Source organism: Thermococcus radiotolerans (genome assembly GCF_002214565.1).
Lineage (GTDB): Archaea > Methanobacteriota_B > Thermococci > Thermococcales > Thermococcaceae > Thermococcus > Thermococcus radiotolerans.
Genome location: NZ_CP015106.1, coordinates 62,425 through 88,261, shown reverse-complemented (window position 1 = coordinate 88,261; position 25,837 = coordinate 62,425). Strand labels below are relative to the sequence as shown.

30 protein-coding genes are annotated in these 25,837 nt (G+C 55.7%); 10 read left to right on the top strand and 20 right to left on the bottom strand.

Going from position 1 to position 25,837, the window contains the following annotated elements:
- Positions 1–34 precede the first annotated feature (34 nt).
- Positions 35–505, top strand: coding sequence for a hypothetical protein (locus tag A3L10_RS00530; RefSeq protein WP_088865916.1), 471 nt, complete (start codon positions 35–37; stop codon positions 503–505).
- Here A3L10_RS00530 and A3L10_RS00525 read toward each other — a convergent pair.
- The 8 genes from A3L10_RS00525 to A3L10_RS00490 form a co-directional block, all read right to left on the bottom strand.
- Complete coding sequence (locus A3L10_RS00525; RefSeq protein WP_088865915.1) at positions 454–1,113, bottom strand: segregation and condensation protein A; 660 nt, start codon at positions 1,111–1,113, stop codon at positions 454–456. The two genes, A3L10_RS00530 and A3L10_RS00525, sit on opposite strands and share 52 nt — an antisense overlap.
- A gap of 5 nt (positions 1,114–1,118) precedes the next feature.
- Positions 1,119–1,538 (bottom strand): nucleotidyltransferase domain-containing protein, encoded by a 420-nt coding sequence (locus A3L10_RS00520; RefSeq protein ID WP_088865914.1) that lies wholly within the window; start codon positions 1,536–1,538, stop codon positions 1,119–1,121.
- A complete protein-coding gene (locus A3L10_RS00515; RefSeq protein ID WP_088865913.1) occupies positions 1,525–1,929 on the bottom strand; it encodes a HEPN domain-containing protein in 405 nt (134 codons plus the stop codon). The genes A3L10_RS00520 and A3L10_RS00515 overlap by 14 nt, the downstream gene beginning before the upstream one ends.
- 5 nt (positions 1,930–1,934) lie before the next feature.
- The gene (gene smc / locus A3L10_RS00510; RefSeq protein ID WP_088865912.1) at positions 1,935–5,501 is read right to left on the bottom strand and encodes a chromosome segregation protein SMC; all 3,567 of its coding nucleotides are present in this window, start codon (positions 5,499–5,501) and stop codon (positions 1,935–1,937) included.
- Positions 5,502–5,560: 59 nt separating this feature from the next.
- Positions 5,561–5,986 carry a DUF835 domain-containing protein gene (locus A3L10_RS00505; RefSeq protein WP_088865911.1) on the bottom strand — a complete coding sequence of 142 codons (426 nt, stop codon included), beginning with the start codon at positions 5,984–5,986 and terminating at the stop codon, positions 5,561–5,563.
- Between the two features lie 175 nt (positions 5,987–6,161).
- Positions 6,162–6,563, bottom strand: coding sequence for a methylmalonyl-CoA epimerase (mce, locus tag A3L10_RS00500; protein ID WP_088865910.1), 402 nt, complete (start codon positions 6,561–6,563; stop codon positions 6,162–6,164).
- Positions 6,560–7,519 (bottom strand): methylmalonyl Co-A mutase-associated GTPase MeaB, encoded by a 960-nt coding sequence (gene meaB, locus A3L10_RS00495; protein ID WP_088865909.1) that lies wholly within the window; start codon positions 7,517–7,519, stop codon positions 6,560–6,562. The genes mce and meaB overlap by 4 nt, the downstream gene beginning before the upstream one ends.
- A gap of 48 nt (positions 7,520–7,567) precedes the next feature.
- Entirely contained in the window at positions 7,568–7,999 is a 432-nt protein-coding gene (locus A3L10_RS00490; protein WP_088865908.1) for a cobalamin B12-binding domain-containing protein, read from the bottom strand.
- A 120-nt stretch (positions 8,000–8,119) separates the two neighbouring features.
- Between A3L10_RS00490 and A3L10_RS00485 the strand changes: the two genes are divergently transcribed.
- On the top strand, positions 8,120–8,776 hold the full coding sequence (locus A3L10_RS00485) for a PHP domain-containing protein (RefSeq protein ID WP_088865907.1): 657 nt from the start codon (positions 8,120–8,122) through the stop codon (positions 8,774–8,776).
- A gap of 35 nt (positions 8,777–8,811) precedes the next feature.
- Here A3L10_RS00485 and A3L10_RS00480 read toward each other — a convergent pair whose 3' ends face one another.
- The 7 genes from A3L10_RS00480 to A3L10_RS00450 form a co-directional block, all read right to left on the bottom strand.
- A complete protein-coding gene (locus A3L10_RS00480; RefSeq protein ID WP_088865906.1) occupies positions 8,812–9,366 on the bottom strand; it encodes a Maf-like protein in 555 nt (184 codons plus the stop codon).
- A 105-nt stretch (positions 9,367–9,471) separates the two neighbouring features.
- A complete protein-coding gene (locus A3L10_RS00475) occupies positions 9,472–9,678 on the bottom strand; it encodes a hypothetical protein (protein ID WP_232460989.1) in 207 nt (68 codons plus the stop codon).
- Positions 9,650–9,895 carry a hypothetical protein gene (locus A3L10_RS00470; RefSeq protein ID WP_088865904.1) on the bottom strand — a complete coding sequence of 82 codons (246 nt, stop codon included), beginning with the start codon at positions 9,893–9,895 and terminating at the stop codon, positions 9,650–9,652. Before A3L10_RS00470 ends, A3L10_RS00475 begins: the two co-directional genes overlap by 29 nt.
- A gap of 1 nt (position 9,896) precedes the next feature.
- Positions 9,897–10,121: a hypothetical protein gene (locus A3L10_RS00465; RefSeq protein WP_088865903.1), complete on the bottom strand. Its 225-nt coding sequence runs from the start codon at positions 10,119–10,121 to the stop codon at positions 9,897–9,899.
- Positions 10,114–10,347, bottom strand: coding sequence for a hypothetical protein (locus A3L10_RS00460; RefSeq protein WP_088865902.1), 234 nt, complete (start codon positions 10,345–10,347; stop codon positions 10,114–10,116). The genes A3L10_RS00465 and A3L10_RS00460 overlap by 8 nt, the downstream gene beginning before the upstream one ends.
- A complete protein-coding gene (locus A3L10_RS00455; protein ID WP_088865901.1) occupies positions 10,337–10,570 on the bottom strand; it encodes a hypothetical protein in 234 nt (77 codons plus the stop codon). The genes A3L10_RS00460 and A3L10_RS00455 overlap by 11 nt, the downstream gene beginning before the upstream one ends.
- A 46-nt stretch (positions 10,571–10,616) precedes the next feature.
- The gene (locus A3L10_RS00450; protein WP_088865900.1) at positions 10,617–12,425 is read right to left on the bottom strand and encodes a PINc/VapC family ATPase; all 1,809 of its coding nucleotides are present in this window, start codon (positions 12,423–12,425) and stop codon (positions 10,617–10,619) included.
- 108 nt (positions 12,426–12,533) lie between these two features.
- On the opposite strand from A3L10_RS00450, the gene minD reads away from it, so the two are divergent.
- The 7 genes from minD to A3L10_RS00415 all read left to right on the top strand — a co-directional run bounded on the left by minD (position 12,534) and on the right by A3L10_RS00415 (position 20,304).
- Positions 12,534–13,271 carry a cell division ATPase MinD gene (gene minD, locus A3L10_RS00445; RefSeq protein ID WP_088180764.1) on the top strand — a complete coding sequence of 246 codons (738 nt, stop codon included), beginning with the start codon at positions 12,534–12,536 and terminating at the stop codon, positions 13,269–13,271.
- Positions 13,268–14,011 (top strand): ATP/GTP-binding protein, encoded by a 744-nt coding sequence (locus A3L10_RS00440; RefSeq protein ID WP_088865899.1) that lies wholly within the window; start codon positions 13,268–13,270, stop codon positions 14,009–14,011. Before minD ends, A3L10_RS00440 begins: the two co-directional genes overlap by 4 nt.
- A 121-nt stretch (positions 14,012–14,132) precedes the next feature.
- Positions 14,133–15,575 (top strand): DUF7411 family protein, encoded by a 1,443-nt coding sequence (locus A3L10_RS00435; RefSeq protein WP_088865898.1) that lies wholly within the window; start codon positions 14,133–14,135, stop codon positions 15,573–15,575.
- A 143-nt stretch (positions 15,576–15,718) separates the two neighbouring features.
- Complete coding sequence (locus A3L10_RS00430) at positions 15,719–16,924, top strand: cell wall-binding repeat-containing protein (protein ID WP_088865897.1); 1,206 nt, start codon at positions 15,719–15,721, stop codon at positions 16,922–16,924.
- 38 nt (positions 16,925–16,962) lie between these two features.
- Positions 16,963–17,991: a glycosyltransferase family 4 protein gene (locus A3L10_RS00425; RefSeq protein ID WP_088865896.1), complete on the top strand. Its 1,029-nt coding sequence runs from the start codon at positions 16,963–16,965 to the stop codon at positions 17,989–17,991.
- A 41-nt stretch (positions 17,992–18,032) separates the two neighbouring features.
- Positions 18,033–19,052, top strand: a complete 1,020-nt coding sequence (locus A3L10_RS00420; RefSeq protein WP_088865895.1) for an L-threonylcarbamoyladenylate synthase — start codon at positions 18,033–18,035, stop codon at positions 19,050–19,052.
- A gap of 64 nt (positions 19,053–19,116) precedes the next feature.
- On the top strand, positions 19,117–20,304 hold the full coding sequence (locus A3L10_RS00415; RefSeq protein ID WP_394335103.1) for a hypothetical protein: 1,188 nt from the start codon (positions 19,117–19,119) through the stop codon (positions 20,302–20,304).
- A 17-nt stretch (positions 20,305–20,321) separates the two neighbouring features.
- On the opposite strand, the gene A3L10_RS00410 is transcribed toward A3L10_RS00415, so the two are convergent.
- The gene (locus tag A3L10_RS00410; RefSeq protein WP_088180771.1) at positions 20,322–20,750 is read right to left on the bottom strand and encodes a hypothetical protein; all 429 of its coding nucleotides are present in this window, start codon (positions 20,748–20,750) and stop codon (positions 20,322–20,324) included.
- A gap of 81 nt (positions 20,751–20,831) precedes the next feature.
- Between A3L10_RS00410 and A3L10_RS00405 the strand changes: the two genes are divergently transcribed.
- A complete protein-coding gene (locus A3L10_RS00405) occupies positions 20,832–21,536 on the top strand; it encodes a nucleotidyltransferase domain-containing protein (protein ID WP_088865893.1) in 705 nt (234 codons plus the stop codon).
- Here A3L10_RS00405 and A3L10_RS00400 read toward each other — a convergent pair.
- The 4 genes from A3L10_RS00400 to A3L10_RS10315 all read right to left on the bottom strand — a co-directional run bounded on the left by A3L10_RS00400 (position 21,533) and on the right by A3L10_RS10315 (position 25,747).
- Positions 21,533–22,789, bottom strand: coding sequence for an ATP-binding protein (locus A3L10_RS00400; protein ID WP_088865892.1), 1,257 nt, complete (start codon positions 22,787–22,789; stop codon positions 21,533–21,535). The two genes, A3L10_RS00405 and A3L10_RS00400, sit on opposite strands and share 4 nt — an antisense overlap.
- 97 nt (positions 22,790–22,886) lie before the next feature.
- Positions 22,887–24,254 (bottom strand): serine--tRNA ligase, encoded by a 1,368-nt coding sequence (serS, locus tag A3L10_RS00395; RefSeq protein WP_088865891.1) that lies wholly within the window; start codon positions 24,252–24,254, stop codon positions 22,887–22,889.
- 73 nt (positions 24,255–24,327) lie between these two features.
- On the bottom strand, positions 24,328–25,530 hold the full coding sequence (locus A3L10_RS00390) for a molybdenum cofactor synthesis domain-containing protein (protein ID WP_088865890.1): 1,203 nt from the start codon (positions 25,528–25,530) through the stop codon (positions 24,328–24,330).
- 64 nt (positions 25,531–25,594) lie between these two features.
- Positions 25,595–25,747, bottom strand: coding sequence for a hypothetical protein (locus tag A3L10_RS10315; protein WP_198362076.1), 153 nt, complete (start codon positions 25,745–25,747; stop codon positions 25,595–25,597).
- Positions 25,748–25,837 lie beyond the last annotated feature (90 nt).

The window sequence follows — 25,837 nt, the reverse complement described above, 5'->3', positions numbered from 1 at the left end:
GCGAAGTTTATAAATTCTCGGACGAAGTTAGGGCATGCTCCTCACGAGGCACGCCAAGGAGAGGCTCGTCAAAAGGCTGGCGAAGAAGCGGAGGCTTGAACGAATATACGCCGAGCTGTGGGACTTTCTCGACCGCTCGCGGAAGATCGATGTGAACGAGAAAGTGGTAATCCTCACGGACGGGAAAAAGAGCCTGGTCTGTGCCAGGCTCGAATGCGAGATGCTATCCCTGGAGGAAATCAGGAGGAGGGTTTCCGAGATTTCCGAGGCCTACGACTGCGTCTTCTTCGATGGTAGAACTGCAAGGCATACACTCCCCCGAAAATTCGTTAAAGGCCTTCCGAACGGGAGGTACTGCTTCTACATAAACCGGGAAAAGAAGAGCCTCTACATAGGAAGCGAGGAACCCCTGCTGGTCATAACGATAAGGCCTGCAAAGAGGGAGGAAAGAAATCAGGCCTCCTCCACGGGCACGACGAGTATGTCCCCGAAGGGCTCCTCCTGAATGAGGTCAACCTTGCCCATATTGGAGAGGAACAGGAGGTAGAGGAAGGTTCTGGCGACTATCTTCGGCGTTGGGTCGAAGACGAGGTCCCAGAAGTTTATCGGCTCCCTGCTCTCCCTGTACATCTCCACGACTATCTCGTGGAGCCTGTAGACGTGCTTCTCGATGTCAACGCGGAAGTCGTCGACTACGAAGACCTCCTCCTCTATCTCGACCTTCTTCCTCTTCCTCGGCTTCCTCTTCTCGGCCTCCTCGAGGGCGTCCATGAGCGCATCGAGCAGGTCGTCGAAGGTGTAGTAGCGCTCTACCCTCCTTAGCGGGGGAGCCAAAGGCTCAACCTCGACCCTTATGCGCTCCTCGTGGTGCTCCTCCTCTTCCTCCTCGTCGGCGTGGAGCAGGGCCTCGCTCTTCATCCTGACGAGGATTGACGCCGCCAGGATAGCCCTCGCCGAAACGCGGAGGTCGAGCTCCTTCATCTCCCTGAGCCTCTCGATGTACTTCTCGGTCAGGTCGACGATGTCTATGTTCCATGGGTCGACCTTGCCCATGGTGACGAGCTGGAGGAGAATGTCGACAGGCGTTATCTCCTCCTCACGGCGCGATTCCATCGGTTTCACCTCTCAATTCTAATCCATCCCCTCTCAAAACGGCGGAATTTTCTCTTAGCAGCTTTAAACATCTTCATGAGCTTCGTGAGGTATTCTTCATCTGCGTAAAGAACCTTCCCGTCGGAGAGAGCATCCATTATGAGGGGGTGTCCCTTGAGGAGCATCTTTTTTACTTCCTCTGGAGTGTATGCTTTGGCGTCTATTGGGGCCCGGGTTCTGTCGAGCTCGTAGAGAAGTTTAAGGCGCTCGTTTGGATTCGTGGGAAGATTCTCCGCTATCACAAGTATGTCCACGTCACTCCCAAGACCAAAGGTTCCCTTTGCTACCGACCCATAGAGCAGCACAAGTTTTGGTCGAAGAGCCTCTTTGAGGGTCTCCACGTACTCCTGAATGTCCCTCCAATACGGTAGTTCACTGAAGTCCATCGGCGATCCCCCTGACGAAGGCGATTATCTTACGTGCCGAATCAATTGCTTCAAGGGCATCCTTCTCCCCATAGTACTCGTAAGGGGCGCCTTCTATGTATGTGTCAGGATACCTCGGAGGAATGTAGTGCCTGTCGAGTAACCGGGCGTTGTCAAAGAGTTCCTCAGGAACTTCGATCTCCTTGGAAAGTACATCAAGCAGCCTTTTTATTGAATGGCCATAAGCCATAACTCCTAACCCAAAAAGTAGAGCTTTGACGGCGTACTCCGCCGCCTGTTGGGCTTTGAAGCACGCCCACGAGTAAAATTTAGAGTTCAAGTCATTTTCAGCGCTTCTCAGTGTGTACTCAGCCTGAGACAGCCACCTCTCGAACTCCTCCCGGTCAAACATCAACCTCACCCGCTCAGGTGGCCGAACATCTCCGCGTGCTCGGCCTCGCTCCTCTTCCTTGCCTCCTCGAGTATCTTCATGGCCTTCTCGAGGCTGAGTGCAACGACACGCGAGACACCGGCCCTCATGCTGACGCCGATTATCTTGTCCGCGTTGGCCATCATGACGTCCCTCAGAGTTATCACGATGAACTGGCTGTTCTGGGAGGCCTCCTTGATGAGGTCAGCGACGCGCTTGACGTTGGCATCGTCGAGGTGTGCATCGATCTCGTCGAAGAGGTAGAACGGGGCAGGCTTGTAGCGCTGTATCGCGAAGACGAAGGCGAGGGCAGTTAAAGCCTTCTCACCGCCGCTCATTGCCTCTATTCTCTTGACGTCCTTTCCTGCCGGCTTGGCTTCTATCTCAAGACCGCCCGCGAAGGGATCCTCTGGGTTCTCAAGGATGAGCCTGGCGCTTCCTCCCGGGGAGAGCTTCGCGAAGAGCTCCGAGAAGTTCTTGGCTATCTCGCTGAGGGTCTGCATGAAGACGTTCCTCTTCTGCCCCTCTATCTCCTCGATGAACTCCTCTATGCTCTCCTTCTCGGCAACGACCTGCTCGCGCTTGCTCTTCAGCTCAAGGTAGCGACGCTCAACGACCTCAAAGTCCTCTATGGCCTTCATGTTGACGGGCTCAAGGGAGCGTATCTCCTCCTCCATCTTCTCTATCTGCTCGCGGAGGGCCTCAAGCTCCAGCGGGACTTCCTTAATGCTCCTTATGAGCTTTGTATCATGGTGCTTCAGCTCGTCCTGCTTCTCCTTCAGCGTTGCCTCGTACTGGGCGAGCTTTATCTTGAGGGTGTTGGCCTCGATGCGCAGCTCTTGGAGCTTGGAGTTGAGCTCATCCTTCTCCGAGCGGAGGTCTATTATCTCGTTCTTGACCTTCTCGCGCCTCTCGCGGAGCTCCTTGAGCTCGTCCTTAACGCTCTCCTCCGCCTTCCTGAGCTCCTCAAGCTGCTTCTCGAACTCCTTTATCGCGTTCTCGTTCTCGGTGATGTTGGCCTTGAGGGCGTTTATCCTGTTCACGAGGCCCTCTATCTCCTCCTCAAGGTCGGCCTTCCTCGGAAGGAGCTCCTCGTTTATCCTTATCTCAAGGTTCTCAAGCTTGCTCTCGACCTTGCTCAGCTCCTCCCTGAGCTTGCTTATCTCGTGCTCCACTTCCCTGATCTTCTGGTTCAATTCCCTCGCTTCGGGGTTCTCCAGGGCCTTCTTGAGCTTCTCCTTCTTCTTCTCAAGCCGCTCTATCCTTCCGCGGAGCTTCGCCATCTCACCCTTCGTACCGTGAATCCTCTTCTCGAGGACTTCAATGAGCTTCTCGCTCTCTTCGATACCCTCCTTGAGGGCCTTGTCCTCAGCGAGAAGACGCTCCATCTCCCTCTGGACTACCTGCAGGTCCTTGCTCAGGTCGCTCTTCCTCATGCGGAGCTCAAAAAGCTCGTTCTGGAGACCCTTAACCTCGATCTTGAGCGCGTTAACTGCCGATTCCAAAGCTTCTTTCTCGCGTTCGAGCTTCTCGACCCTCTTCCTTATCTCGTCGACGTTTACCCCGAGCTTACCCCTCGGCCTGTAGTGACCGCCGGTTATCGCTCCGCTTCTCTCAAGGAGCTCACCGCCTAGGGTTACCATGCGAACCTTTCCGATCCCTACGATTCTGGCTTCGTCCATGTCATTTACAATGAGCGTATCACCTAGGGCATACGCCACGGCGTTCTTAAAGCGCGGGTCGTACTGGACAACGTCCATCGCGGGGATTCCGAGGGAGGGCTTCTCGCGCATCGAGCGGGGCTTTATCTTGTTGAGCGGGAGAAAGGTCAGCCTTCCGAGCTTTTTCTCCTTGAGGAGCTTGATTGCCTTTTCAGCGACCTTGTCATCCTCGACCACAACGTTGTCGTAGTTCCCGCCGAGGGCGACCTCCACTGCCAGAGCGTAGTCCTTGTCCGCGACTGTTATCAGTTCCCCCAGGGGGCCGTAGAGGCCGGGGATGTTCTGGCTCTTGAGGAACTCGACCGCGCGGTTTCCACGAACTTCCCTCTGGGCCTCGGCCTTGATGAGCTCTTCCCTGGCCTTGGAAAGCTCCCCTTCGACCTTTCTGAGAGCTTTGGTCTTATCCTCAAGCTCCTTTTCAGCTTTTCTAAGCCTCGTCTCGGCCTTGGACATCTTTCCGTCTATCTCCCCGAGCTCGGAGCGCTTGGCCTCAAGGGACTTCTTGGCCTCCTCGATTTTGGACTTGAGAGCCGTCCTCTTGGTGCCCTCCTGGGCGATCTTACCCTTAAGGCGCTCTATCTCCTCCTCGAACTTTCTGATATCGCTCTCCTTCATGTAGAGCTCCTTCTTGGCCTCCTCAAGTTCGTCAACGACCTTGTCGAAGTCCTGCTTGGCTATGGCGAAGTCCCTGTCTATCTCGCCGAGCTTGATGACCAGCTCGTTCTTGACGACCTCTTTCTCCTTTATCTCCGCCTTGAGCTTCTCGCGCCTCTTCGTCCAGCGCTGAATGGCGTTTCTGCTCTTCTCTATCTCCTCGGATACCTTCTTCAGCTCCTCCTTGGTCTTGGCGAGTCTGTGCTGGCTGTCCTCTATCTCCTTCTGAGCCAGCTCGATGTTCTTCCTTGCCATCTCGATCTTCGACTGAACCTCGCTGATCTTCCGGGTAACCTCAAGGATGCCGTCCTCGCTCTTCTCCTCAAGCTCCTTCTCGATGGCGTTCAGCTCCTTCTCCTTGGCGACTATCTCCTTGGCTATGTCCTTGAGGCGCTCCTCTATGGCGGCTATCTCGGCCTCTATCTCCTTGTCGCGGAGATTGTTCTCCTCAATCAGGGACTTCAGCTTCCTTATCTCACCCAGGAGAAGCGTTACTTTAGCCCTTTCAACGCGCTCCTTCAGGTCGAGGTAGCGAAGGGCATCGTTGCGCTCCTTTTCGAGTTTATCGAGCTGGGTCTTGACCTCGCGGATGAGCAGATCAACGCGCGCCAGATTCTCCTCCGCCTGCTTCAGCTCCTTCAGTGCCTTCTCCTTCTTTGCATCGTACTCCGCTATTCCAGAGATTTCGTCTATGAGCATCCTCCTCTCGGTCGGGCTCATCTTGATGAACTTGGTGATGTCACCCTGGAGAACGAGGTTGTAGCCCTCCGGCGAAATCATCGCCGCGCTGAGAACGTCCAGAATGTCGCTCCTGCTGGTTCTCTTGCCGTTAAGCCAGTAGGTGCTCCTGCCGTCGGGATAAACGCGGCGCTTTATCACAACCTCGTCCTCATCTAGTGGAAAGCCCCTGTCCTCGTTGTTGAAGTACATCGCTACCTCGGCGTACTTTGCCGGCGCCTCTGTTTTTGTGCCCGCGAATATAAGGTCGCTTATCCTGGTTGCGCGCATGGCTTTGGCGGACAGTCCACCGAGAACGAAGAGAACGGCGTCACCAATGTTGCTCTTTCCAGAACCGTTGGCACCAACGATCGCTGTAAACCCCTTAGAAAGCGGAACGACTACTTTTCGGTTACCGTAGGATTTGAAACCTTTCATTTCAATCTTCTCGATGTACGGCATGCCCTACACCTAAATTGGAGAATGATGAAGTAGGTTATATAACTTTACCTGCCGCGCGTTCACTCGACTATTCTGCGGAGGACGTTGAGTAGCCTGTTATCCAGACCGTCGCTAACCGTGACATAGAAGTCCGAGTTCTTCATGACGGCCATGTCCCGTATCTTGCCCACGAAGCGAAGCGTGGGTTCGACCCCGTTCTCTATCATCAGGTACTCGACGGCGTCCAGAACAACGTCGGATTTCTTATCCTGAAGTCTGTCCCACACAATCTGCTCGATGACGTGAAGCTTGGAGGGATGGACGGCGTTGGGGTGGGTAACCTTGGTGATCCATATCTGGTAAACGTTCGGAGCGTTAACCTCGAAAGGAGACCTTCGGGTTATGAGAATCTTTCCCCTGTTTGGGTTCCTCACCAGAATATCGTTGAGACGGCGGTAGTCCAGTATTCGTGACTCCTTCCTCAGGGGTCGCCCCCTAAACATCATAAGTCATCACTTCGTACACATTACTCAAGTATTATTCTTACCGCACCACGGCCACAGTAGGTTTGCAAACATGCTTAATAAACGTTACGGTATGAATCTGCGCAAGCAACCGCTCGGACCGTTCAGTTAAATATAAAAGAGAGAGACGGCACCAAACGCCACTCCTTTTGAGGTATCACTCCTCCCTCTCACATAGTTCGAGAAGCACACCTGTTACGGCCTTCGGGTGAACGAAAGCTATCCTCGCACCGCCCGCACCTATGCGCGGCTTTTCATCTATGAGCCTGTAGCCCTCCTCCTTGAGCTTCTCGAGGTGCCCCTCGATGTCCTCAACGCCGAGGGCTATGTGGTGTATGCCCTCACCGCGCTTGGCTATGAACTTGGCTATCGGGGAGTCCTCAGCGGTGGGCTCCAGGAGCTCAATCCTGCTCTCCCCAACGTGGATTATCGCGGTCCTTACCTCCTGGTCCGGGACCTCTTCAATCTCCTCGACCTTGAGGCCGAGGCCCTCCCAGACTTTTATGGCCTCGTCGAGGTTCTTAACGGCTATACCAACGTGGTCTATCTTCTTTATCATACCTTCACCCCCAGGGCTTTTTCAAGTACCAGATCCGCGGCAGAGTAAGGGTCGATTTCACGCATCACAATCTTCTCTATCAGGGCCGCCACCTCTTCCTCAGCGAGTCTCTCGCTTATCGCCTTTGCTATCCTTCCGGAGACTATGGTCTTGACCTCCTCCTCGGCCCGGAACTTCCTCTTCCGCTCTATCTCACCGCTACGCTCAAGGAAGTTATGGTGCTCCTTTATGGCCGACCAGAGCTCCCTGATTCCCTTCATCGTCGTTGCCACGGTCTCAACTATTGGCGGCCTCCAGCCGCGCTTCTCCCAGCGCTCTTTCTCAAGGTCGAGCATGAGGTTGAGCTCGAAGTACGTTGCATCCGCCCCTTCCTTGTCGGCCTTGTTGATTACGAAGACGTCTGCTATCTCCATAAGGCCCGCCTTTATTGCCTGCACGTCGTCTCCCAGGCCTGGCACGGTTACGAGAACCACGGTATCGGCCGTCTTAACGATGTCAATCTCGATCTGGCCAACCCCAACCGTTTCGACGAAGATGACGTCGCAGCCGTAGGCGTCGAGAACCTTTATGGCGTCGTTCGTGGCCTTGGCGAGTCCGCCGAGGGAGCCGCGCGTCGCCATGCTCCTGATGAAAACTCCGGGGTCGGTCGAGTGCCTCTGCATCCTTATCCTGTCGCCGAGCAACGCTCCACCCGTGAAGGGGGAGGTGGGGTCTATGGCTATGACGCCGACGATTTTCCCCTCTTCCCTGGCAACCCTGATGAGCTTGTCGAGAAGTGTCGATTTCCCGGCTCCGGGCGGCCCGGTTATGCCAACGATGTAGGCGTTTCCGGTGTGGGGATGTATCTTCCGTATTATTTCCCTGGCCTTCTCCTCATCGTTTTCAACGAGGGTTATGAGCCTCGCCGTGGCGCGCCTGTCCCCCTGGAGCATGCGTTCTATAAGGTCGTCTATCATCGTCACCACTCGGACAAATTATCCAGCAAGAAATTATAAAGGTTGGGTTCAGGCCGACCTGAACTTCTTGAGCTTCGGAACGTTCTCGTCTATGAAGCTTATGATGTCGCCTATCGGGCTTCCCGGGCCGAAAACCCTGGCGACGCCGGTATTCTCAAGCTGCTCGGCATCGTCGGGCGGAATTATTCCGCCGGCTATCACAAGAACGTCCTCGTTTGGCTTTATACCGCGCTCTTCAAGGAGCCTGAGTATCTTGGGAATCAGAACCATGTGCGCACCGGAGAGGATGCTTATTCCAAGGACGTCAACGTCCTCCTGAATGACGCTCTCCACTATCTGCTCCGGAGTCTGCCTTATGCCCGTGTAGATGACCTCAAAACCTGCATCGCGCAAGGCCCTCGCAACGACCTTGGCTCCCCTGTCGTGACCGTCAAGTCCCGGTTTTGCAACGAGAACCCTAACCTTGGAGCGCTCGACCATTTTCACCACCGGGTGAGTTTTGTTTCAGACGGTATTTAAAGGTTGTCAAAACTAAAGGTTGGACTTTACTTTGGATATTTTGTCCAGAAGGCTTTTTAATCTCCCCACGGAGTTTCTAACATGCTCGACTTTCCCCACGATATACACACGCACTCAGCATACTCCGACGGCGTTGGCGGAATAGGAGACAACGTTGCGGCCGCAGAGGTCAGGGGTTTGAGGCTGCTCGGGATAAGCGACCACAGCCACTACCTCACGGGCAGGGCCTTCAACCGCTATATCCGGGAGGTCCGCCGTTGGAGAGAGGAGAGCGGGATAACGGTTCTGGCTGGGATCGAGGCCAATATAACCCACAACGGCGTTGACGTTGCCGCGGGAATGGTGGAAAAGTTGGATTACGTCATAGCCAGCGTCCATCTCTGGCTGGATGACCCGGAGGAATACGTTGAGCTCGTGAAGGGCGCACTCCTCGACGAGAGTGTTGACATAATCGGGCACTTCGGGGCGAGTTTTCCGCACATAGGCTATCCCGATGAAGAGAGCCTGAGGGAGCTCATAGAGCTGGCGGAGGCGAGCGGAAAGGCCTTCGAGATAAGCTCCCGCTACCGCGTCCCCGATATCAGCTTCATAAGGGAATGCATAAGGCGCGGCGTAAAGTTGGTCTTCGCGAGCGACGCCCACAGACCTCGGGACGTTGGGAGCGTCTCCTGGAGCGAGAGGGTCTTCAAGAAGGCGGGAGGCACGAAGGAAGACCTGCTGTTCGGGGAGTTTTTGTAGTTTTTTCACCGAAACGCGGAGAAATCGTGATAACCTCACATAACCTCAAATCCAAGCTCCCTCAGCTTCCAGACTATCTCCAGCGGGAAGCCGACGACGTTGTAGTAGTCGCCCCTTATCCACTCGACGAAGAGGCCGGCCTTTCCCTGTACGCCGTATGCACCTGCCTTGTCCATAGGCTCGCCGGTCTCGATGTACGCCTCGATTATATCATCGTCAAGCTCCCGGAACTTGACCTCAGTGATGACAACTCCCGAGATCTCCATCCCCCCATGGATTATGCAGTAGCCCGTCGTGACCCTGTGCACCTTCCCGCTGAGAAGTCTGAGCATCTCAAAGGCCTCCTCCTTGCTCCCCGGCTTTCCGAGGATGCGACCGTCTATGCTGACCACTGTATCGGCGCCGATGACGGTTCCACCAACGCGTCCATAGACCTCCCTTGCCTTCCTCCGGGCCAGCTCCAGGGCGTACTCGGCGGGATCTTCCAGGCCGCATTCCTCGCTCGCCCTGCTCGGAATAACCTCGAACTCCCGTATGAACATAGCGAGTATCTCCCGCCTCCTCGGTGAGGCAGAGGCCAAAACCAGCATGGTCTCTCCTCCGGAAAAGGGTTAAAAAATCTTGCGAGAAATTAACCCGGCGATGAAGACAATTTCGCTAGCTGATGCGTGATGAGTACCCTCGCAGCTGAGCCCTTATCCCGCACTCCCAATGATCTTCCGAATCTTCTTCCTAAAGCTTCCCCACAGGAGATACAGGAACGCCGCAGCCCAGAAAACGCTTCCAATGACCAGTGCCAGAGTGCTAGGCTTCACGAATATGCCATAGGTATAGAGAAGCAGGGCAATTCCAGAGATACCCCAGAAAACCTTATCATTCCATATTCCCCGCATCGTTCTCATCCCCCCTCGACTCACCGAGGATGAATTCCAGTTCGAGGATTCTATCCTCCAGGCGCTCCAGCTCCATCCAGATGGCAATGAGCAGGAAAACCAGAACAACAAGGGCAATGCCAAGATAGAAATCCACCGAACCTCTGCTCTCGGGCTGGGCCCATAGGAGCAGGGAGATGGATACAAGAAGTGCAAAGAGCACGGTGAGGTCCCTCACGAGCTTCATCTCACTCCACCGTCCTGAGTTCTTTCCTAAGCGCCTTTATCTCATGGCGAAGCTTCCACATCTCCGACCTAAGGCCATCGATTTCATTTGCTATTCCAATAACCGTCCAGCCAACCGCGGCAAAGAGCAGAGCAGTCATAAAGACAAAGAACCACCCCACAGGATAAATCACGATGAGTATGGAAAAAACGATTATCATGAATCCTTTGGTGGAGACATCAACCATCGGCGGTGCCTCCAGAGCCTTTGAGGGAATCTATCTCCTGCATTAGGGATTCGAGCTTCTCGGTGAATTCCCTCCTCATCTCACCCATCTTCCAGATGATGAGTCCCATAGCAAGTAGCAGAGGACCAAAGAGCAGTCCAGCTTCTCCGGCGGTGAGCAGTATCACCAGGGCAACACCCGTCACTATCGCCCCTACAGCCTCAAGGGAGTCGTAGTCATATTTCATCTCTCCGTGCCCCCGGTTTTTTCAGCTCTTCAACGTCCTTTTTCAGTTCTGCAAGCCTATCCTCGATATCATAGACCTTAACCAGCAGAAGTATCAGGATCACCATTGGAAACACTAGAAGGAGGGTTCCTAGGAAGCTCAGGCCCGTTGGAAGGAAGGGGGTGAGGATTAGGATAAGAAAGAAAGCCCCTCCTATGATTGCCAGCGCATCCGCCGCTCCCACTCCTTACCACCATAGAAAAGAAGAAAGCAAACTATAAAAAGTTTTCTCAGGCGGTTGCCCAGATGGGTATCCCCGCCTCGATGAGCCTCTTGAGTTCCTTGCCTATCGGCGTGCTCTTGCTCACCTTTACAAGACCCTTCTTGCTGGGCGTCGCCGTGAAGACGTACTGCTCCCCGCCGTAGAACTTCAGAGGCCTCTTAGCGTAGTCGGGCGAAACGCGGAGAACTATCGTTTTCTTCTTCTCCTCGATCTCGACGGGTATCCTCTCCTTCGGCTTTGTTTCTTCCCTCTCGGTGAAGCTCTTGACGTCGATGCTTATGCCTATCCTCTTCTCCAGCTCGGTGATGCGCTTGCCCTTCTTGCCGATTATCGCCGGGATGTCGAACTCGTCGGCGTAGATTATCGCCTTGTGCGGGCTGACTATCTCGACCTCGGTGTAGACATCAGGCAGGAACTTCTTTATCTCCTGCTTGAGCCTCTTCTCCGCGAGTTTGAGGGCGGGAGCCTTTTCCTCCCTCTTGACGGGCACGACGCTTATCTCCTCGCCGTAGGTGTATATCTCGTACTCCAGCTCGCCGGTCTCAAAATCGCGGACCTCTATCACCGGCCTGGCTAGGTCCTCTTCCCTCATGCCGCTCGGCACCTTGACAAGGTATTCCAGCGTCAGGACCTTGGCGACCCTTCCGGCCTTGATGAAGATGACGGTATCGACTATCTGCGGTATCATTCCAAGCTCGACCCTGCCGATGAAGCGTTGGACGGCATCTATAGGCTTCGTTGCGTGCACGACTCCGACCATACCGACTCCCGCGAGCCTCAGGTCGGCGTATATCTTGAAGTCGCTCGTCTTCCTCATCTCGTCGAATATCGTGTAGTCCGGCCTCACCAGGAGGAGTATGTCGCCGGTCTTCTCCATCCTGCCGCTCAAGGCAGTATACTGGGTGATCTCTTCACCGACCTGCAGGTCGCGCGGCTTCTCCATCGTCTTAACTATCCTGCCCATTCCGGCGTACCACTCGGCCAGAGCCTGAGCGAAGGTTGTCTTCCCCTCACCTGGCGCTCCGGCGATGAGTATTCCCTCGGCCTTCTCCCTGAGGCGCTCCATGAGCTTCTCGCTCAGCTCGTAATCCTCAATGCTGAGCTTCTTGACCGGTCTGACGGCGGTTATCTCTATCCTGTCCGCGAAGGGCGGTTTGGCTATGACTATACGGTAGTTCCTGAGCTGAACAACCGTCGCTCCGGGCTCGTCGAGCTCTATGAAGCTCTCGGGGTCGCGCTTCGCCCTCTCGACTATGTCGTCGGCTATCTCCTCAAGCTCCTCGTCGGTCAAAACATCCTCGCCAGTCGGAACGAGCCTCCACTCGCCCGGCCTTCCCTTCTTCGCGAGGGGCCTCAATCCCGCCTTCAGGTGAACGCTCATCGTCGTCTCGTCGAAGAAGTCCTCGAGGCGGTGCTTGACCTCCTTCCTGGCGGTCAGGTAAATCACGTCTATGCCCTTGGCTATCGCGATGTCCCTCTGCACTTGGTCTCCGGTTATCAGGGTGGCGCCGAGCTCCCTGGCTATCTCCCTGACCATGTTGTCTATCTCCCCTGATTTGGCCCTCTTTATCTGCCAGAGCTCTGGTCTTTCTCCATGGAACTCCAGGATAATCCTGCCCTCGTTTGCCATTTCGCGGAGCTTTTTAAGCTCCTCAAGTCCAACGTGACCTATCGCCTTCCCCTCGTTGGCCTGGTGCTCTATCTCAGCAACGACAGCCTCTGGTATGACGACCTTGACCTTCCCTTCAACGCCCGCAAGGAACTGTGTAAGTCTGCCGTCAACGATCACGCTCGTATCAGCAACAAACATTCTCATCTCTCTCACCTCAGAAGATTCGAAACTCTCCTTCGATTATGTTACTTCCAAGGGGTGCTACAGCTAAAGGTTCATAAAGGTTTAGCCGAAAAATAAATGGGTGGGACAATGGGTAGGCTGATATCCATAGCCTCCGGCAAGGGAGGCACGGGAAAGACCACAACGACGGCTAACCTCGCCATCGCCCTCGGGAAGATGAACTATCACGTCTGTGCCGTTGATGCAGACCTCACAATGGCCAACCTGAGCCTCGTCATGGGAATAGACGACGCTTACACTACCCTTCACGATGTTCTGGCCGGTAGGGCAACCATAAGCGACGCCATATACGCCACAGCCTATGAGAACGTTCACCTCGTTCCCGCGTCGATAGACTGGGAGCACGTTATACGGGCCGACCCCAGGAAGCTCCCCGAGACGATAAAGCGGCTGAAGGATAAGTTCGATTTTGTTGTCATAGACTCTCCAGCCGGCCTTCAGATGGACGCCATGAACGCCATGCTGAGCGGAGAGGAGGTTCTTCTCGTCACAAACCCCGAAATCTCGTGCGTTACCGACACCATGAAGGTAGGGATGGTTCTGAGGAAGGCGGGTCTGGCCATTCTGGGCTTCGTCCTGAACCGTTACGGACGCAGCGAGACCGAAATTCCGCCCGAGGTGGCGGAGGAGGTAATGGAACTGCCCCTTCTCGCCGTCATCCCTGAAGACCCCGCCGTGAGGGAGGCGACCCTTGAGGGCGTTCCAGTAGTGGAGTACAAACCCGAATCGGAGGGCGCAAAGGCATACATGGAGCTGGCCGAGAGGATAGCGAGGATATCCGGCTTCAAAGCCAGGGTGATGAGATGATACTAACCTTTGTGGGGACTGCCGGAAGCGGAAAGACCACCCTAACCCGGGCGTTTGGAAAATACCTGGAAGAAAACGATTACAGAGTCTCGTACGTGAACCTGGACACTGGCGTGAAGAAACTGCCCTACAGGCCGGACCTCGACGTTAGGGTCGAGGTGACCGCCTGGGAGATCATGGAAGAGGGCTACGGTCCCAACGGAGCCATAGTGGAGAGCTACGATAGGCTTCTCCCGCGGGTTTCTGAGTACGTTTCTTCGATCATGGAACTGGACGGGGAGAACAACTACGTGCTCCTCGACACTCCCGGCCAGATGGAGACGTTTCTCTTCCACGACTTCGGCGTCAGGCTGATGGAGGGCCTCCCTGAGCCGCTCACGGTTTATCTCTTCAGCCCGGACATACTGAGGAAACCTGCGGACTTCTGCTTCGCCAGGTTCTTCGGCCTGATGATAGAGCTACGCCTCGGAACAACCACCGTTCCAGCGATGAGCAAGGTTGACACCGTGGAGAACCTCGAGGAGTACAGACGGTACCTCGACGACGTTGAGTACCTCACCGCCAGGCTCAGACTGGAGCCGTCCACGCAAGGGCTCCTCGCCTACAGGATGTGCTCGACCCTTCCGGAACTGGCTCCCCCGACGAGGGTTCTCTACATCTCCACCCAGACGGGAGAGGGATTCGATGACCTTGAGACCCTGGCCTACGAGCACCGCTGCACCTGCGGCGACCTGACTTAGTTCATTCGAATACGCAGTTTTTGAGCGGACTTTCAGTTAGTTGGACGGATTGTGAAAACTTTTTCAAGGGATAAGGAAGAAGCCTTTTGGCATCGTATGTTCAAATCCGTACGGTGGGAGCATGTGTCTGATAGCCGGAGGAATCGGTGAAGGTTTGAGAGACAGGTTCGTGAGGATGATACTCGCCGGAAAGCACAGGGGAGAGGACTCCTTCGGTGTGTGGACCGACACAGGAGTGTTCAAATCGGAAGACTTCTCGCGCGTTGCCGAGATCCCGGACGGGAGGGTTGGCCTCATTCAGTGCAGGCTGGCGATGACCGGCTCCTTGGGATACACTCAGCCCTTCTACAACGACCTCGCCCTCGTCCACAACGGGGAGATCTACAACCACCCCCATCTGAGGGAGTACCTGGAGGAAAAAGGCGCATCCTTCGAGACGGACGTCGACAGCGAGGTAATCCTCAGGCTCATCGAGCACCTGCTTGGGGAAGGACTGTCCGTGGAGGCGGCCGTAAGAAAAGCCATGCTCATGCTTGAGGGCGACTACGCGGTGGCTTTCAGCGACGGGGAGAGGATATACCTCTTCCGCGATCCCGTGGGGATAAGGCCTCTCTACTATTCCCCAAGAGGTTTCTTCGCATCGGAGAGAAAGGTTCTCTGGGCTATAGGCGAGGAAGCGATTCCCGTGGAGCCCGGTGAGCTCGTTGTAATCTCCCGGCGGGGTGTGGAGAGAAGGAAGGTTTTCACGCTCACGGAGCTGAGGAGGGCAACCCTAACGCCGGAAGGGGCAAAGCGCGCACTTTTGAACGTTCTGGAGCACGCCGTGAGGGTCCGGGTCGGAAAGAGAACCGGAGTCCTGTTCTCAGGGGGGCTGGACAGCGCGCTAATCGCCCTTCTGGCGTCCCGCTACTCCGATGTCGTCCTGTACACCGCCGGCGCCGAGGGCAGTCCGGACCTAGAGTGGGCCAGAAAAGCCAGCGAGCTTCTCGGACTTCCCCTCCGGGAGTACGTTTTTGACTTGGATGACGTCCGTGAGGCCGTTCCTAGAGTGATCTTCGCAATAGAGGAGCCGAACGCAATGAATCTCGCGATAGGCATCCCCCTGTACTTCGCCACGAGGCTCGCGGGTGGAGAGGGCTGCAGGCTCCTCCTGAGCGGGCAGGGGGCGGATGAGCTGTTCGGCGGCTATGCGAAGTACCTCAGGGACCCGGCGCTGATGGAGAGGGACCTCCTCGAGATGGGGGAGAGGAACCTGGCCAGGGACGACAAGATAGCCATGCTCAACTCCGTTGAGGGGCGCGTGCCATTCCTTGACCTGGCGGTCGTGTCCGTCGCTCTGGGAACACCGGTAAGTGCAAAGATTGAGAACGGCGTCAGGAAGGCCATTCTCAGAAAGACGGCCGGCGAGCTCGGTCTGCCGAGGGAGATAGTCGAGCGCGAGAAGAAGGCCGCCCAGTACGGAAGCCACGCTCAAAAACTCCTCGAAAAGCTGGCGAAGAGAGAAAACCTGACCCTGAGCGGATACGCCCAAAAAGCCTTCAGAGAGGTTTTTAAACGCGAGTAAACGTTTCTGAACGTCCGTTAATATTCCGGCCGCCGAGGGAGGATTTCCATCCCTCTATTCTCCCCACCCTCGAACGGGGGCAAACGATTGCGTGAAAAAGGCTTAAATAAGCCTTTTCCCAAGGTAGAAGCAGGTGAGAAGACGTGATAGGTAAAAAAGGCCTTGTAATCTTCATCAGCTTTATCTTCATCCTGGGTGCCGTGCCCCTTCCCCGCGCGTCCGCGGAGGAGACCCGGCTGGTCATCCTGGTCAGCGACAACGAGGCCGACTGGGCGATAGCCCAGAACGTGGCCGACCTCCTGGGGGCGCACCTTATAGTCAGCCCCTGGGGCACCTACGACCCCGCGGTGAGCGCCGAGATACTCAGCGTCGAGCCCGAGAGGGTGATAATCGTAGGCGGCCCTGTGGCGATACCTGAGGAGTACACAAAGGATTTTGATGAGTTTGGAATCCCGTACGAGCGCTGGTACGGCGAAACCAGATACGAGACGAACCTCGTAGTAATCCAGGCGCTCAAGGAGGAGTTCCCGGAGGCCTTCGACGAGATAGGAACCGTCGTCATAGCCAACGGCCGTGATGCCCTTGCTATTGAGGGCTACCTGAGGGCCATGAAACTTATGCCGTACGAGTTCAAAGGAAAGCCGATTCTCGTACTGACTGACGAGGGCAGGGAAAACGTGACGATAACCGCCCTGGAGCGCTTTATGCACGTATCCGAGGTCAAATACGCGGCGACTTATTCTGGTCGGGAGAAGCCGATGTTCCCGCTGAACCGTGAGAAGATAGACGCCTGGATGAAGAGCCACTTCGCCGCCTACAACGAAGACAACCTCGTCCAGTCCCCCACGAGGGAGGAGGTCTACTCCCTGCTCATCAACGTCCAGAACAAGACGGGCCGCGCCGAGGGGCTCCTTGATGGACTCCAGATACCCGCCGCAAGGAAGAAACTCGAAGAGGCGAAGACTGCCCTGAACGCTGCATGGGACGCGTACAACTCCGGTGAATATTCCAGGGCATACCAGCTTGCCATGATGGCGAGCTTCAACGCGGACTTCGTCATATCGCGGGCGTACCGCGAGATGAGAACTGTGTACCAGGGTCTGCCAAACATGCAGCTGCAGATGGAGATTCAGCAGTTCGAGATTATGGCCAAGGTCCTCAAGAGGAAGGGCTACGACGTGAGTGAACTGGAGTCCCTCATCAGCCAGGCGAAGGAGGCCCTTAAGCAGGGCAAATACTCCCTCCTCCTCAACGAGCTAATCCCCGAGATAAAGGACACCCTAGCCAAACTGACGACCAAGAGACCCTCGCCCGGAACGCCTGGCAGAAAGAACCACGGGAGACCATAAGCCTTTTTAACGTCTCTTCTCCATTTTCTCCGGTCAAAATGCGGATTCTGATGGTAGGACACTACCCACCCCATGGCGGAGGCGTTGCGAACCACCTGGACAACCTCGTGAGGGAGCTAAGGAAGCGCCACGAGGTTCACGTTCTCACCTACGGGCCAGTAGAGCCGAGGAGCTTCGAGGCTGAGTTCGTGCATCAAGTCACCGTTCCTCCTGTATACGGGATCAGAGGGACGACCTTTGCCCTGCTGGGGGCAAAGAAAATATGCAGACTCCACCGGGAATTTGACTTCGATTTGATTCACGCCCACTTTGTGGGAACGACCAGCTACGCCGCGGTCCTCGCGAAAGAAAGAACCGGACTGTCCCTGGTGGTCACTGCCCACGGCAGCGATCTGGAGCACACGGCGAAGCTAACCCTGGGGCGGTTCTACGTCAAGAGAACGCTGGCCAATGCCGATGCAGTCATAGCCGTCAGCCACTGGCTAGCGGGAAAGGCCGCCTCCCTGGGTGCGGGAAGGGTCAGGGTCGTGCCCAACGGGGTGAAACCTCTCCAGCCGGCGGAGGGGAGGAGGGAGTACATCACGTTCATCGGTGCGCTCAGGGACTACAAGAGCCCGGAGACATTCATAGAGCTGGCACGCGTCTTTCCGAACGAAAAGTTTCTGGTCGTCGGCGACGGTCCCCTCAGGAGAAGGCTCCAAGCGACCGCACCTCCGAACGTTGAGTTCGCCGGTTATCGCCACGACGTTGGCGCAGTACTGTCCAGGAGCAGGCTTCTGGTTCTGCCGTCCAGGAGGGAGGGCTTCGGTCTGGTAGTGCTGGAGGCCAACAGCCTAGGCGTCCCCGCGGTGGGAAGGCGCGTGAGCGCGATCCCGGAGCTTATACGCGAGGGGAAGAACGGTCTCACCTTTGAGAGCTTCGAGGAGCTGGTCAATGCCGTGAAAAGACTCCTCGAACCCAAGTTCAACGCCAGGGCGGGAGCCCTTGGAAGGAAGATAGCCGGCTTGTACACGTGGAGTGCCGTCGCCCGAGAGGTCGAGAGGGTCTACGAGGAAGTCGCTGGGTAACATTTTTAACGGCCTCTTCTCGGTGAATCCTTGGTGAGAGAATGACGGTAGTAATCAACATGCGAGATGGGCTTGACGAGAGAGGGATAAGGATAGCCGCGAGGTTCATACTGGAGGGAAAGCTCGTCGCATTTCCCACCGAGACGGTATACGGTCTCGGGGCGGATGCGCTCAACGAAAACGCCGTGAGGAGAATCTTTGAGGCCAAGGGACGGCCGGCCGACAATCCACTCATAGTTCACATCGCAGAATTCGATGACCTAAAAAAGCTCGCGGGAGAAATTCCAGGGGAGGCAAAGCTGCTCGCCGAGAGGTTCTGGCCGGGGCCCCTGACGATGGTCCTGCCGAAGAGGGAGGAGGTTCCGTACGTTACCACCGGCGGCCTCGATACCGTCGCGGTGAGGATGCCGGCGCACCCCATAGCACTCGCCCTCATAAAGGCCAGCACCCCGATTGCGGCGCCGTCGGCAAACATAAGCGGAAAGCCGAGCCCAACGCTGGCGGAGCACGTGATAGACGACTTCTACGGGAGAATCGAGTGCATAATCGACGGCGGCGAAACGAAGATTGGGGTCGAGTCAACGGTTATAGACCTCAGCTCGGAGAGACCGACCCTGCTGAGGCCCGGCGGCCTGCCCCTTGAGGAGATAGAGAAGGTCATAGGGGAGGTCGAGATACATCCCGCCGTCAGGGGCAAGCTGGTCGACGTCGCCCGTTCGCCGGGCATGAAGTACAGGCACTACTCGCCCAGCGCGCAGGTGATAGTTGTCGAGGGGAAGCGCGAAAACGTGAGGAGAAAGATAGCCGAGCTGGTGGAGGAGTATCGTTCCAAGGGCCTGCGCGTTGGGGTCATGGCAACGGAGAAGTACGAGGCGGACGAGTTCTTCCACCTGGGGAAAACCGAGGAGGAAGTTGCGAGAAACCTCTTCAGGGCGCTCAGGGAGCTCGATAAGAGGGGCGTTGACGTGATAATCGCCGAGGGCATCGAGGAGAGGGGCCTTGGATTCGCGGTTATGAACCGCCTGAGAAAGGCAGCAGGGTACAGAATAGTCTGGGCATAGACAACGCTTAAATATCCCGAGCCCTTAAATTTAGCCAGCAAGCCCTGGACTTGAATCATGTGGGGTGAGAAATTTGCCAGCGAACGTCGGGCTAGAGGGACCAGAAGAGCTAGAACAGCTCGCCTTCAAGAGGCTCAATGAGGGAAGAATCAAGGATGGGCTCAAATTGGTCCTTCGCGCCGCTAAAGGCTATGAGGAAGAAGGTAAAACGGAGGACGCCGCGAGGCTTTACAAGTACCTGGGATACGTTCTTCTCAAAAAGACGAAGGCCATTGAGAAGGCCCGTCCCTCCCTCCTGAAGAGTGCTTACCTGTATATCGACCTCATAGAGGAGGAAATCTCCCGGGCCGAGGTTGACCTCGATATTCTCGATGAGTACTGCTCAAACGTCCTTGAGATTTTCATGACGCTTAACGATGAGAAGAACCTGATGAAGTACGCAGAGGAGTTCGCGGCCATCTACGAGGACCTGGGTAACTCCTACCAGGACAACGATGACATACCGATGGCCATAAGGGCGTACGAGGCGGCCTACCGTTACTACAGGACCATAAACGACGTTGAGTCCTACAGAAGGCTCGCCGAGACCCTGATAACCCTCTACGGTCAGATTGCCGAGGGCAGGCTGGAGAAGGGCGACGCCAAGGGCGCAGCGGAGGCGTTCTACCGGCTCGCAGGCTTTATCCGGGCAATATTCGGCTACGACATCCACTTCATCGAGATGATGGACACCGCCGCCAAGAACTTCGAGAAGGCGAGCAAGATAGCCTACTCCCGCGGAGACCTCGACGGGACGACTAGCTGCCTCGTGAAGGCTCAGTACGCCTATCTGCTCGCGAAGAACTTCAGCCGGGCCAAGCTCATCGGACTCAACACCGCGAGGATGCTCTACCAGATAGTGAGCTCCTACAGGGCCAAGGGAGACGATGAGATGGCCGCTGAGAAGCTCACCGAGCTAACTGAAGCCCTCATCGGGATGGGCAAGCTCAACGAGGCCATGGAGGCTTACAAGAGCGTTCTGGAGACCAAGAGCGACCTCAGGTTCCGCGTCAGGGTCCGCATAGCCGCGCTCAAGCAGTTCGCGGCATCCACAGGATCGGAGGAAGTTCTGGCGGATATAGAGACCGTTGAGTACTACTTCAACAAGAAGGCCTACCTGCGGGCGCTGGAGCTGGCCGAGAACGCCATGATGAGGGAGGGTCTCAAAGAGGCCGCGAACAGAATCCACGAGGCTGAGGGAATATATCATTAAAGGAAGAAGGGAAAGGATCACTGGGGCTGAGGCTTGACCTCAACCCTCGGAAGGGGTATGTGGTAGGGCAGGCGCATCTCCTTGGCCATCAGCATGAGGATCGGGGAAATCTCCTTGGTTATGAAGTTGACGACCTCCGCGAAGGTCAGGGAGTCTATCTTTTTCTCATCTTCCCAGAGGTTCAGTATCTCGTCCATTTTATCCTTCTGGGGCGGAACGTAGAGTATCACACCCTCAATCGCACCCTGGGCGATCCTAGGGTTGTAATCAATCTCGTACCTGAAGAGTATCTCTATTCCGTTCATCTTCCCCGTGGGAGTGCGTATCTCCCCGAGGCGCATCTCTTTAACCTTGGGGGAGAGCCTGACCTCTATCTGGCCCTGGGGCACCGCGAGGGTAACCCTCTCGAGCTCTATTTTGGTTACGTTGAATCCCAGCACTGGCATTTCTTTCACCACCCAAAACTGGTTCCAGCTATATAAAACGCTATCGGTAGGGCTTTAAACGTTCCGGTCGAGCTTAGCTCGATGCCGAGGGAAAAGGTTGTTCGCGTTTGGGACGAGAGGGAGGTTGTCTATTCACCGAAGAGGTGGCGCTACCTCTGGGAGAAGCGGGAGAAAGCGCTGGGAATAATGGAAAGACTGGGCCAGTTCGACCCCCAGCTCTACGGTAGTGTCGCCAGGGGAGACGTCAGACGGGACAGCGACATAGACATCTTCATCCCCTACCGGGTGCCGAGCTACCTCATCGAGCTCGCCCTTGAGGGACTCGTGAGCAGAAGGAAGATAGTCATGGCAACCCCGTGGCACCTCATCAAGGGCGTCATCGAGATAGACGAGGAAACGACGGTCACCTTCCCGTTGATCGAGCCCACGAACAGGGAGCTTGAGTTTTACAGATGGGGCGGGATGATAGACACATGGGGCGTGAAGACCAGGCAGCGCGTCCCCGGGGTGAACAAGAAGCTGATACTCATAGTCCCCACCGAAAGGGGGCACATCGAGAGGGAAGTCGTGGGAAGGGAGAGTGAGGTTGCAAAAATCCTCGGCGTGAGCATCGACATCGTTACCGAGCGCGTCCACGTCCTGACGAGGAGGGACAGCATCGGGAGAACCGGAATCTACATCAACGAGGAAGTTCCCGACTGGATGAGCTTTGAGGAGGCCCTAAAGGTGATAGCCGACCGCGACCCGAACGTCAGGAAAAAAGTGAGGGAGCACGGAGGGGTTTAGCGAAGGAGCCACTCGTGGAGCGGGATGACCTCAATTCTCTTTTCGTTCAGCTTAATGCTCTCTTTATCCGTGAAAGTTATGACTGTGAGCTTTTCAGCGTCAATTTTCTTCTCAGCCTTCCGGAGTGTCCCAAGCTCGCGCTCCCTGTTGAGCGAATGGAGCTCATAGCTAACTTGAATTAGCTCGTCTCCAGCCAGGAAATCGACCTCCCATCCATCTCCAGGGACGTAGAACAGATCTTCTCCCGGCTCAAAGCCCCTCCTCAAAAGCTCGACCATGACAAGGTTTTCGAGCAACCTCCCTCTGTCCTTGACCCCCATAATACGAAGGAGGCCGTTATCAATAAGGTAGGGCTTGAAGCCAAGTAGTTCGGCCTTCTTGTAGGATTTCACATAGGGAGGAAGGCGATGCAGTATGAAAGCATCACCCAAGTATTCGAAGTAATCAGAGAGAGTCCCCTTGCCTATCGATATTCCGAGGCTTTTCATAGTTGAGTAGGCCTTGGTGAGCGTAATGTGGCTTGAGCGGGCGAGGACTTTCAGGAGCAGCCGTAAAGCGGAGACGTTTCTGACTTCCCAGCGCTCCACGATGTCGCGGTATATTGCGAGGTCAAGGATTCCCTTTAGGACTTCAATTTTCACTTGGGGGTTCAGCACGACTTCGGGGTAGCCTCCCCATTCGAGATACTCCCCGAGGAGCACCCTGAGTCTCGCCTTCTCGCTACTCGAAAGATAACGCTTAAGCGGGAATCTCTTTGCCCTCAAAACCTCCCGAAACGAGAAGGGAAAAACGCGAACCGCTATGGAGCGTCCTCTAAGTTGGGTCGCTATCTCCTTCGAGAGGAGCTTTGAAGAAGAGCCGGAAATAAAGACCATATGACCGGTGTCGAGGAGGTAGCGGACGAAGCGCTCCCAGCCCTCAGCTACCTGGACCTCGTCGAGAAAGATGTGGAGCTTTTCCCCGCCCATCTCCCTTAGGACTTCGAGCAGGGTCATCAAATCCTCAAGGGAAGCTCCAACGAGCCTGGGATCTTCGAGGTTTACGTAGGCGATGCTCTCCTCAGGGACACCCTCCGATCTAAGTTCCTCAATAATCTGGCGCATGAGGTAAGTCTTGCCAACTCTCCTCGGCCCGATTATTGCCACAGCCATCTGGGTGTTGGGAACTTTTACCTCTATTTCCCTCTCTATCCCCTCGAAAGGAAGCGAACGGTAGTCGAGAACGATCTCGGCCCAGGTTTCTCTCTCAATCATGACTCATCGTGGACTATATACAGTACAATCCTTTATAAACCCTTGTACTGCATACCGTCCAACGAGTGCAAGAAGATAAGAGATGAAAAAGAACGCATCAATCCTGGCAGCAGCGTTCCTTCATGTGGGCCGGCAGTATCTCCTTGAAGCCCGTGTACTTCCAGATCGCCCTCGGGAGCTTCACGACGCCCTCTTCCGTCTGGAAGTTCTCGAGTATCGCCACTATCGCCCTCGACGTCGCTATGGCAGTCGAGTTGAGAGTGTGGAGGAACTTGGGCTTCTCGTGGGTCTTGTCGCGGTAGCGGATGTTCAGCCTTCTCGCCTGCCACTCGGTGCAGTTGCTCGCGCTGACAACCTCCCTGAACTTGCCCTGGCCGGCCATCCAGGCCTCGATGTCGTACTTCTTTGCCGCAACGTATCCCAGATCGCCGGTGCAGATGTTCACAACGCGGTAGGGAATCCCAAGCTCCTGGAATATTTCCTCCGCATTCTGGATGAGCTTCTCGTGCCACTCCCAGCTCTCCTCGGGCTTCGCATAGACGAACTGCTCGACCTTGTGGAACTGGTGAACGCGGAAGATTCCCTTCGTGTCCTTTCCTGCCGTTCCGGCCTCCTTCCTGAAGCAGGGGCTAACGCCGACGTAGAGGAGGGGCAAGTCCTTCCCCTCGATTATCTCGTTGGCGTGAAGGCCGGCAAGCGGGTGCTCGGCCGTCGGGATGAGGTAGAGGTCCTCACCCTCGACCTTGTAGATAACGTCCTCGAAGTCCCCGAAGCTCGTGACGCCTTCCTCAACAAAGCGCCTGACCATATAGGGCGGTATGACTGGGACGAAGCCCTTCTCGATGAGCTTGTCGAGGGCGAAGCGGAGCAATGCTAAGTCGAGGATAACCAGCTCGTTCATGAGGTAGTAGAACCTTGCACCACTGACCTTGGCGGCCCTCTCAAGGTCGGCACCGCGCAGGAGTTCAAGCATGTCAACGTGGAGCCTCGGCCTCCAGTCGAGGACTTCGTACTCCATCTTTCCGAGGCTCTGCTCCTTAAAGCTCTCAAGGAAGCCCTCCCAAACGCGGGCCTTACCCCAGAACCTTATTGGAACGTTCTCGCTGTCGTCCTTACCTATGGGAACGCTCTCGTGGGTGATGTTCGGCAGGCGCCAGAGGTAGTAGTCTATCTGCTTCCTCAGCTCTTCAACCTCTTTCTCAAGTTCCTCGATCTGCTTGACTATCTCGTTGCTTTTAGCCAGCAAATCGTCTATCGGCTCTCCCGCCTTCTTGCGCTTGCCTATCTGGACGGCAAGCTGGTTGCGCTCCTTCCTGAGGGCGTTTATCCTCTTCAGGTTCTCGCGCCACTTCCTGTCGAGCTCCAGAATCTCGTCTATCCACTTGAGCTTCTCAAGCTCGCCGCGCTTTATGAGGTCGCCCTTAACGAGGTCGGGATTTTCACGGATGAGCTTTATGTCCAGCATAGCCTTTCACCTGGGGAAAGAAGGTGAAGGAGTTTAAAAAAGGTTTTGATGCGTCGGTTGGCGCGCTGCCAACTCATCCAAAGAACGTAACTTCTACTTCCTCCCCCGCCGGAAGTATTTCAACGTTCTCTGGAACCTCGATGAAACCGTCGGCATCCACGAAGCTCGTGACCGCGCCGCTGCCCTTGAGTATGGGTAGGGCTTTTTCGCCCTCTATCCTGACCGGCAGGAACTGACGCCTGCCCTTGACGGAGAAGACCTTGTGGGCGAGCTTCTTCCTGACCTTTCTGATCTCGCTCTCCCTTCCGAGAAGCTTTCTTAGGAGCGGCGCAACGAGCAGGGTGAAGTTGGTCAGACAGCTGGTTGGATATCCAGGCAGACCAAAGACCGGCTTTCCGTTGATCAGGCCGATTATCGTCGGCTTACCCGGCTGAATCGCTATGCCGTGAATCTTTATCTCGCCGAGCTCCTCGATTATTGAGCTGGTCAGGTCCCTTATTCCACCGCTCGCACCACCGCTGAGGATTACCATGTCGCAGCACTCGATTCCCTTCTCGATGAGCGCCTTGAGGCTCTCACGGTCGTCCCTGGCTATGCCGAGGAAGAGAGCCTCGCCACCGAGCTCCCTGACCGCGTCCACTATGGCGCGGCCGTTTATGTCGTATATCTGCCCGTACCTCAGCTCAGTCCCGGGAAGAACCACTTCGTTTCCGGTGCTTATCACGGCAACCTTGGGCTTCCTGAAGACTTTGACTTCCGAGAAACCGACCGCCGAGAGAAGCGCGGTGTCCTTGAAGGTCAGCCTCGTTCCGCGTTTGAGAATGGTCTTCCCCCTCGGGATGTCAGTTCCGGCCTTCATGACGCCGAGACCCGGGTAGGCCGGCTTGTAGATGACGACCTCCTCTCCATCCCTGTTCACGTCCTCGAATTGTATAACCGCATCGGCATTCCTGGGCAGGGGCGCGCCCGTGGAGATGTAAACGCTCTCGCCGGGCTTGAGCTCTATCGCTGGAGTGTCCCCAGCGTTTATCTCCCCAACGACCTTCAGTCTAATCGGCTCACTCTCGCTCGCCATGAAGGTGTCTTCAGCCCTTACGGCGTAGCCGTCGACCGTGGCGCGGTCGAAGGGCGGGACGTTTATCGGTGATGTCACGTCCTCGGCTAAAACCCTGCCCAGGGCCTCGCTCAGAGGAACGCTTTCGATTTCTGGCTCCAAGGGAAATGAGTTTATGACTTGGAGAGCTTTCTCCAGGGAAACGACCTTCAGGAACGCCATTCTATCACCGGGAGAAAAGAGAACTCCGTTCTATAAATGGGTTGCGTAAAAGAAAACGTTTAACTCACCACTCTTCCTCCTCTTCCCAGTCTTCCTCCTCCCACTCCTCTTCCCAATCCTCATCCTCCCAGTCCTCTTCGAGTTCCCACTCCTCCTCTTCCTCGAAGAGCTCCTCCTCAAACTCCTCGACCTTCTTCTTTTTCTTAGGAGGCTGCATCCGTATCCCCCTTTCTACTTGCCAATAATGGCTTATAAACTTTTTTCCACAGAATCGAAGCCTTTCGTGGCCAAAATTTTTGATTAGAAC

Bases quoted from the DNA above. Each gene is read 5' to 3' on its own strand.
- A3L10_RS00450 (WP_088865900.1), bottom strand. From the start codon at position 12,425: ATGAGAATGTTTGTTGCTGATACGAGCGTGATCGTTGACGGCAGACTT.
- A3L10_RS00440 (WP_088865899.1), top strand. From the start codon at position 13,268: ATGATACTAACCTTTGTGGGGACTGCCGGAAGCGGAAAGACCACCCTA.
- A3L10_RS00485 (WP_088865907.1), top strand. From the start codon at position 8,120: ATGCTCGACTTTCCCCACGATATACACACGCACTCAGCATACTCCGAC.
- A3L10_RS00525 (WP_088865915.1), bottom strand. From the start codon at position 1,113: ATGGAATCGCGCCGTGAGGAGGAGATAACGCCTGTCGACATTCTCCTC.
- A3L10_RS00420 (WP_088865895.1), top strand. From the start codon at position 18,033: ATGACGGTAGTAATCAACATGCGAGATGGGCTTGACGAGAGAGGGATA.
- A3L10_RS00470 (WP_088865904.1), bottom strand. From the start codon at position 9,895: ATGAAGCTCGTGAGGGACCTCACCGTGCTCTTTGCACTTCTTGTATCC.
- serS (WP_088865891.1), bottom strand. From the start codon at position 24,254: ATGCTGGACATAAAGCTCATCCGTGAAAATCCCGACCTCGTTAAGGGC.
- minD (WP_088180764.1), top strand. From the start codon at position 12,534: ATGGGTAGGCTGATATCCATAGCCTCCGGCAAGGGAGGCACGGGAAAG.
- mce (WP_088865910.1), bottom strand. From the start codon at position 6,563: ATGATAAAGAAGATAGACCACGTTGGTATAGCCGTTAAGAACCTCGAC.
- A3L10_RS00400 (WP_088865892.1), bottom strand. From the start codon at position 22,789: ATGATTGAGAGAGAAACCTGGGCCGAGATCGTTCTCGACTACCGTTCG.
- A3L10_RS00390 (WP_088865890.1), bottom strand. From the start codon at position 25,530: ATGGCGTTCCTGAAGGTCGTTTCCCTGGAGAAAGCTCTCCAAGTCATA.
- A3L10_RS00460 (WP_088865902.1), bottom strand. From the start codon at position 10,347: ATGAAATATGACTACGACTCCCTTGAGGCTGTAGGGGCGATAGTGACG.
- A3L10_RS00480 (WP_088865906.1), bottom strand. From the start codon at position 9,366: ATGCTGGTTTTGGCCTCTGCCTCACCGAGGAGGCGGGAGATACTCGCT.
- A3L10_RS00405 (WP_088865893.1), top strand. From the start codon at position 20,832: ATGCCGAGGGAAAAGGTTGTTCGCGTTTGGGACGAGAGGGAGGTTGTC.
- A3L10_RS00515 (WP_088865913.1), bottom strand. From the start codon at position 1,929: ATGTTTGACCGGGAGGAGTTCGAGAGGTGGCTGTCTCAGGCTGAGTAC.
- A3L10_RS00425 (WP_088865896.1), top strand. From the start codon at position 16,963: ATGCGGATTCTGATGGTAGGACACTACCCACCCCATGGCGGAGGCGTT.
- A3L10_RS00520 (WP_088865914.1), bottom strand. From the start codon at position 1,538: ATGGACTTCAGTGAACTACCGTATTGGAGGGACATTCAGGAGTACGTG.
- smc (WP_088865912.1), bottom strand. From the start codon at position 5,501: ATGCCGTACATCGAGAAGATTGAAATGAAAGGTTTCAAATCCTACGGT.
- A3L10_RS00530 (WP_088865916.1), top strand. From the start codon at position 35: ATGCTCCTCACGAGGCACGCCAAGGAGAGGCTCGTCAAAAGGCTGGCG.
- A3L10_RS00410 (WP_088180771.1), bottom strand. From the start codon at position 20,750: ATGCCAGTGCTGGGATTCAACGTAACCAAAATAGAGCTCGAGAGGGTT.
- meaB (WP_088865909.1), bottom strand. From the start codon at position 7,519: ATGATAGACGACCTTATAGAACGCATGCTCCAGGGGGACAGGCGCGCC.
- A3L10_RS00505 (WP_088865911.1), bottom strand. From the start codon at position 5,986: ATGATGTTTAGGGGGCGACCCCTGAGGAAGGAGTCACGAATACTGGAC.
- A3L10_RS00475 (WP_232460989.1), bottom strand. From the start codon at position 9,678: ATGAGAACGATGCGGGGAATATGGAATGATAAGGTTTTCTGGGGTATC.
- A3L10_RS10315 (WP_198362076.1), bottom strand. From the start codon at position 25,747: ATGCAGCCTCCTAAGAAAAAGAAGAAGGTCGAGGAGTTTGAGGAGGAG.
- A3L10_RS00435 (WP_088865898.1), top strand. From the start codon at position 14,133: ATGTGTCTGATAGCCGGAGGAATCGGTGAAGGTTTGAGAGACAGGTTC.
- A3L10_RS00465 (WP_088865903.1), bottom strand. From the start codon at position 10,121: ATGGTTGATGTCTCCACCAAAGGATTCATGATAATCGTTTTTTCCATA.
- A3L10_RS00490 (WP_088865908.1), bottom strand. From the start codon at position 7,999: ATGGTCGAGCGCTCCAAGGTTAGGGTTCTCGTTGCAAAACCGGGACTT.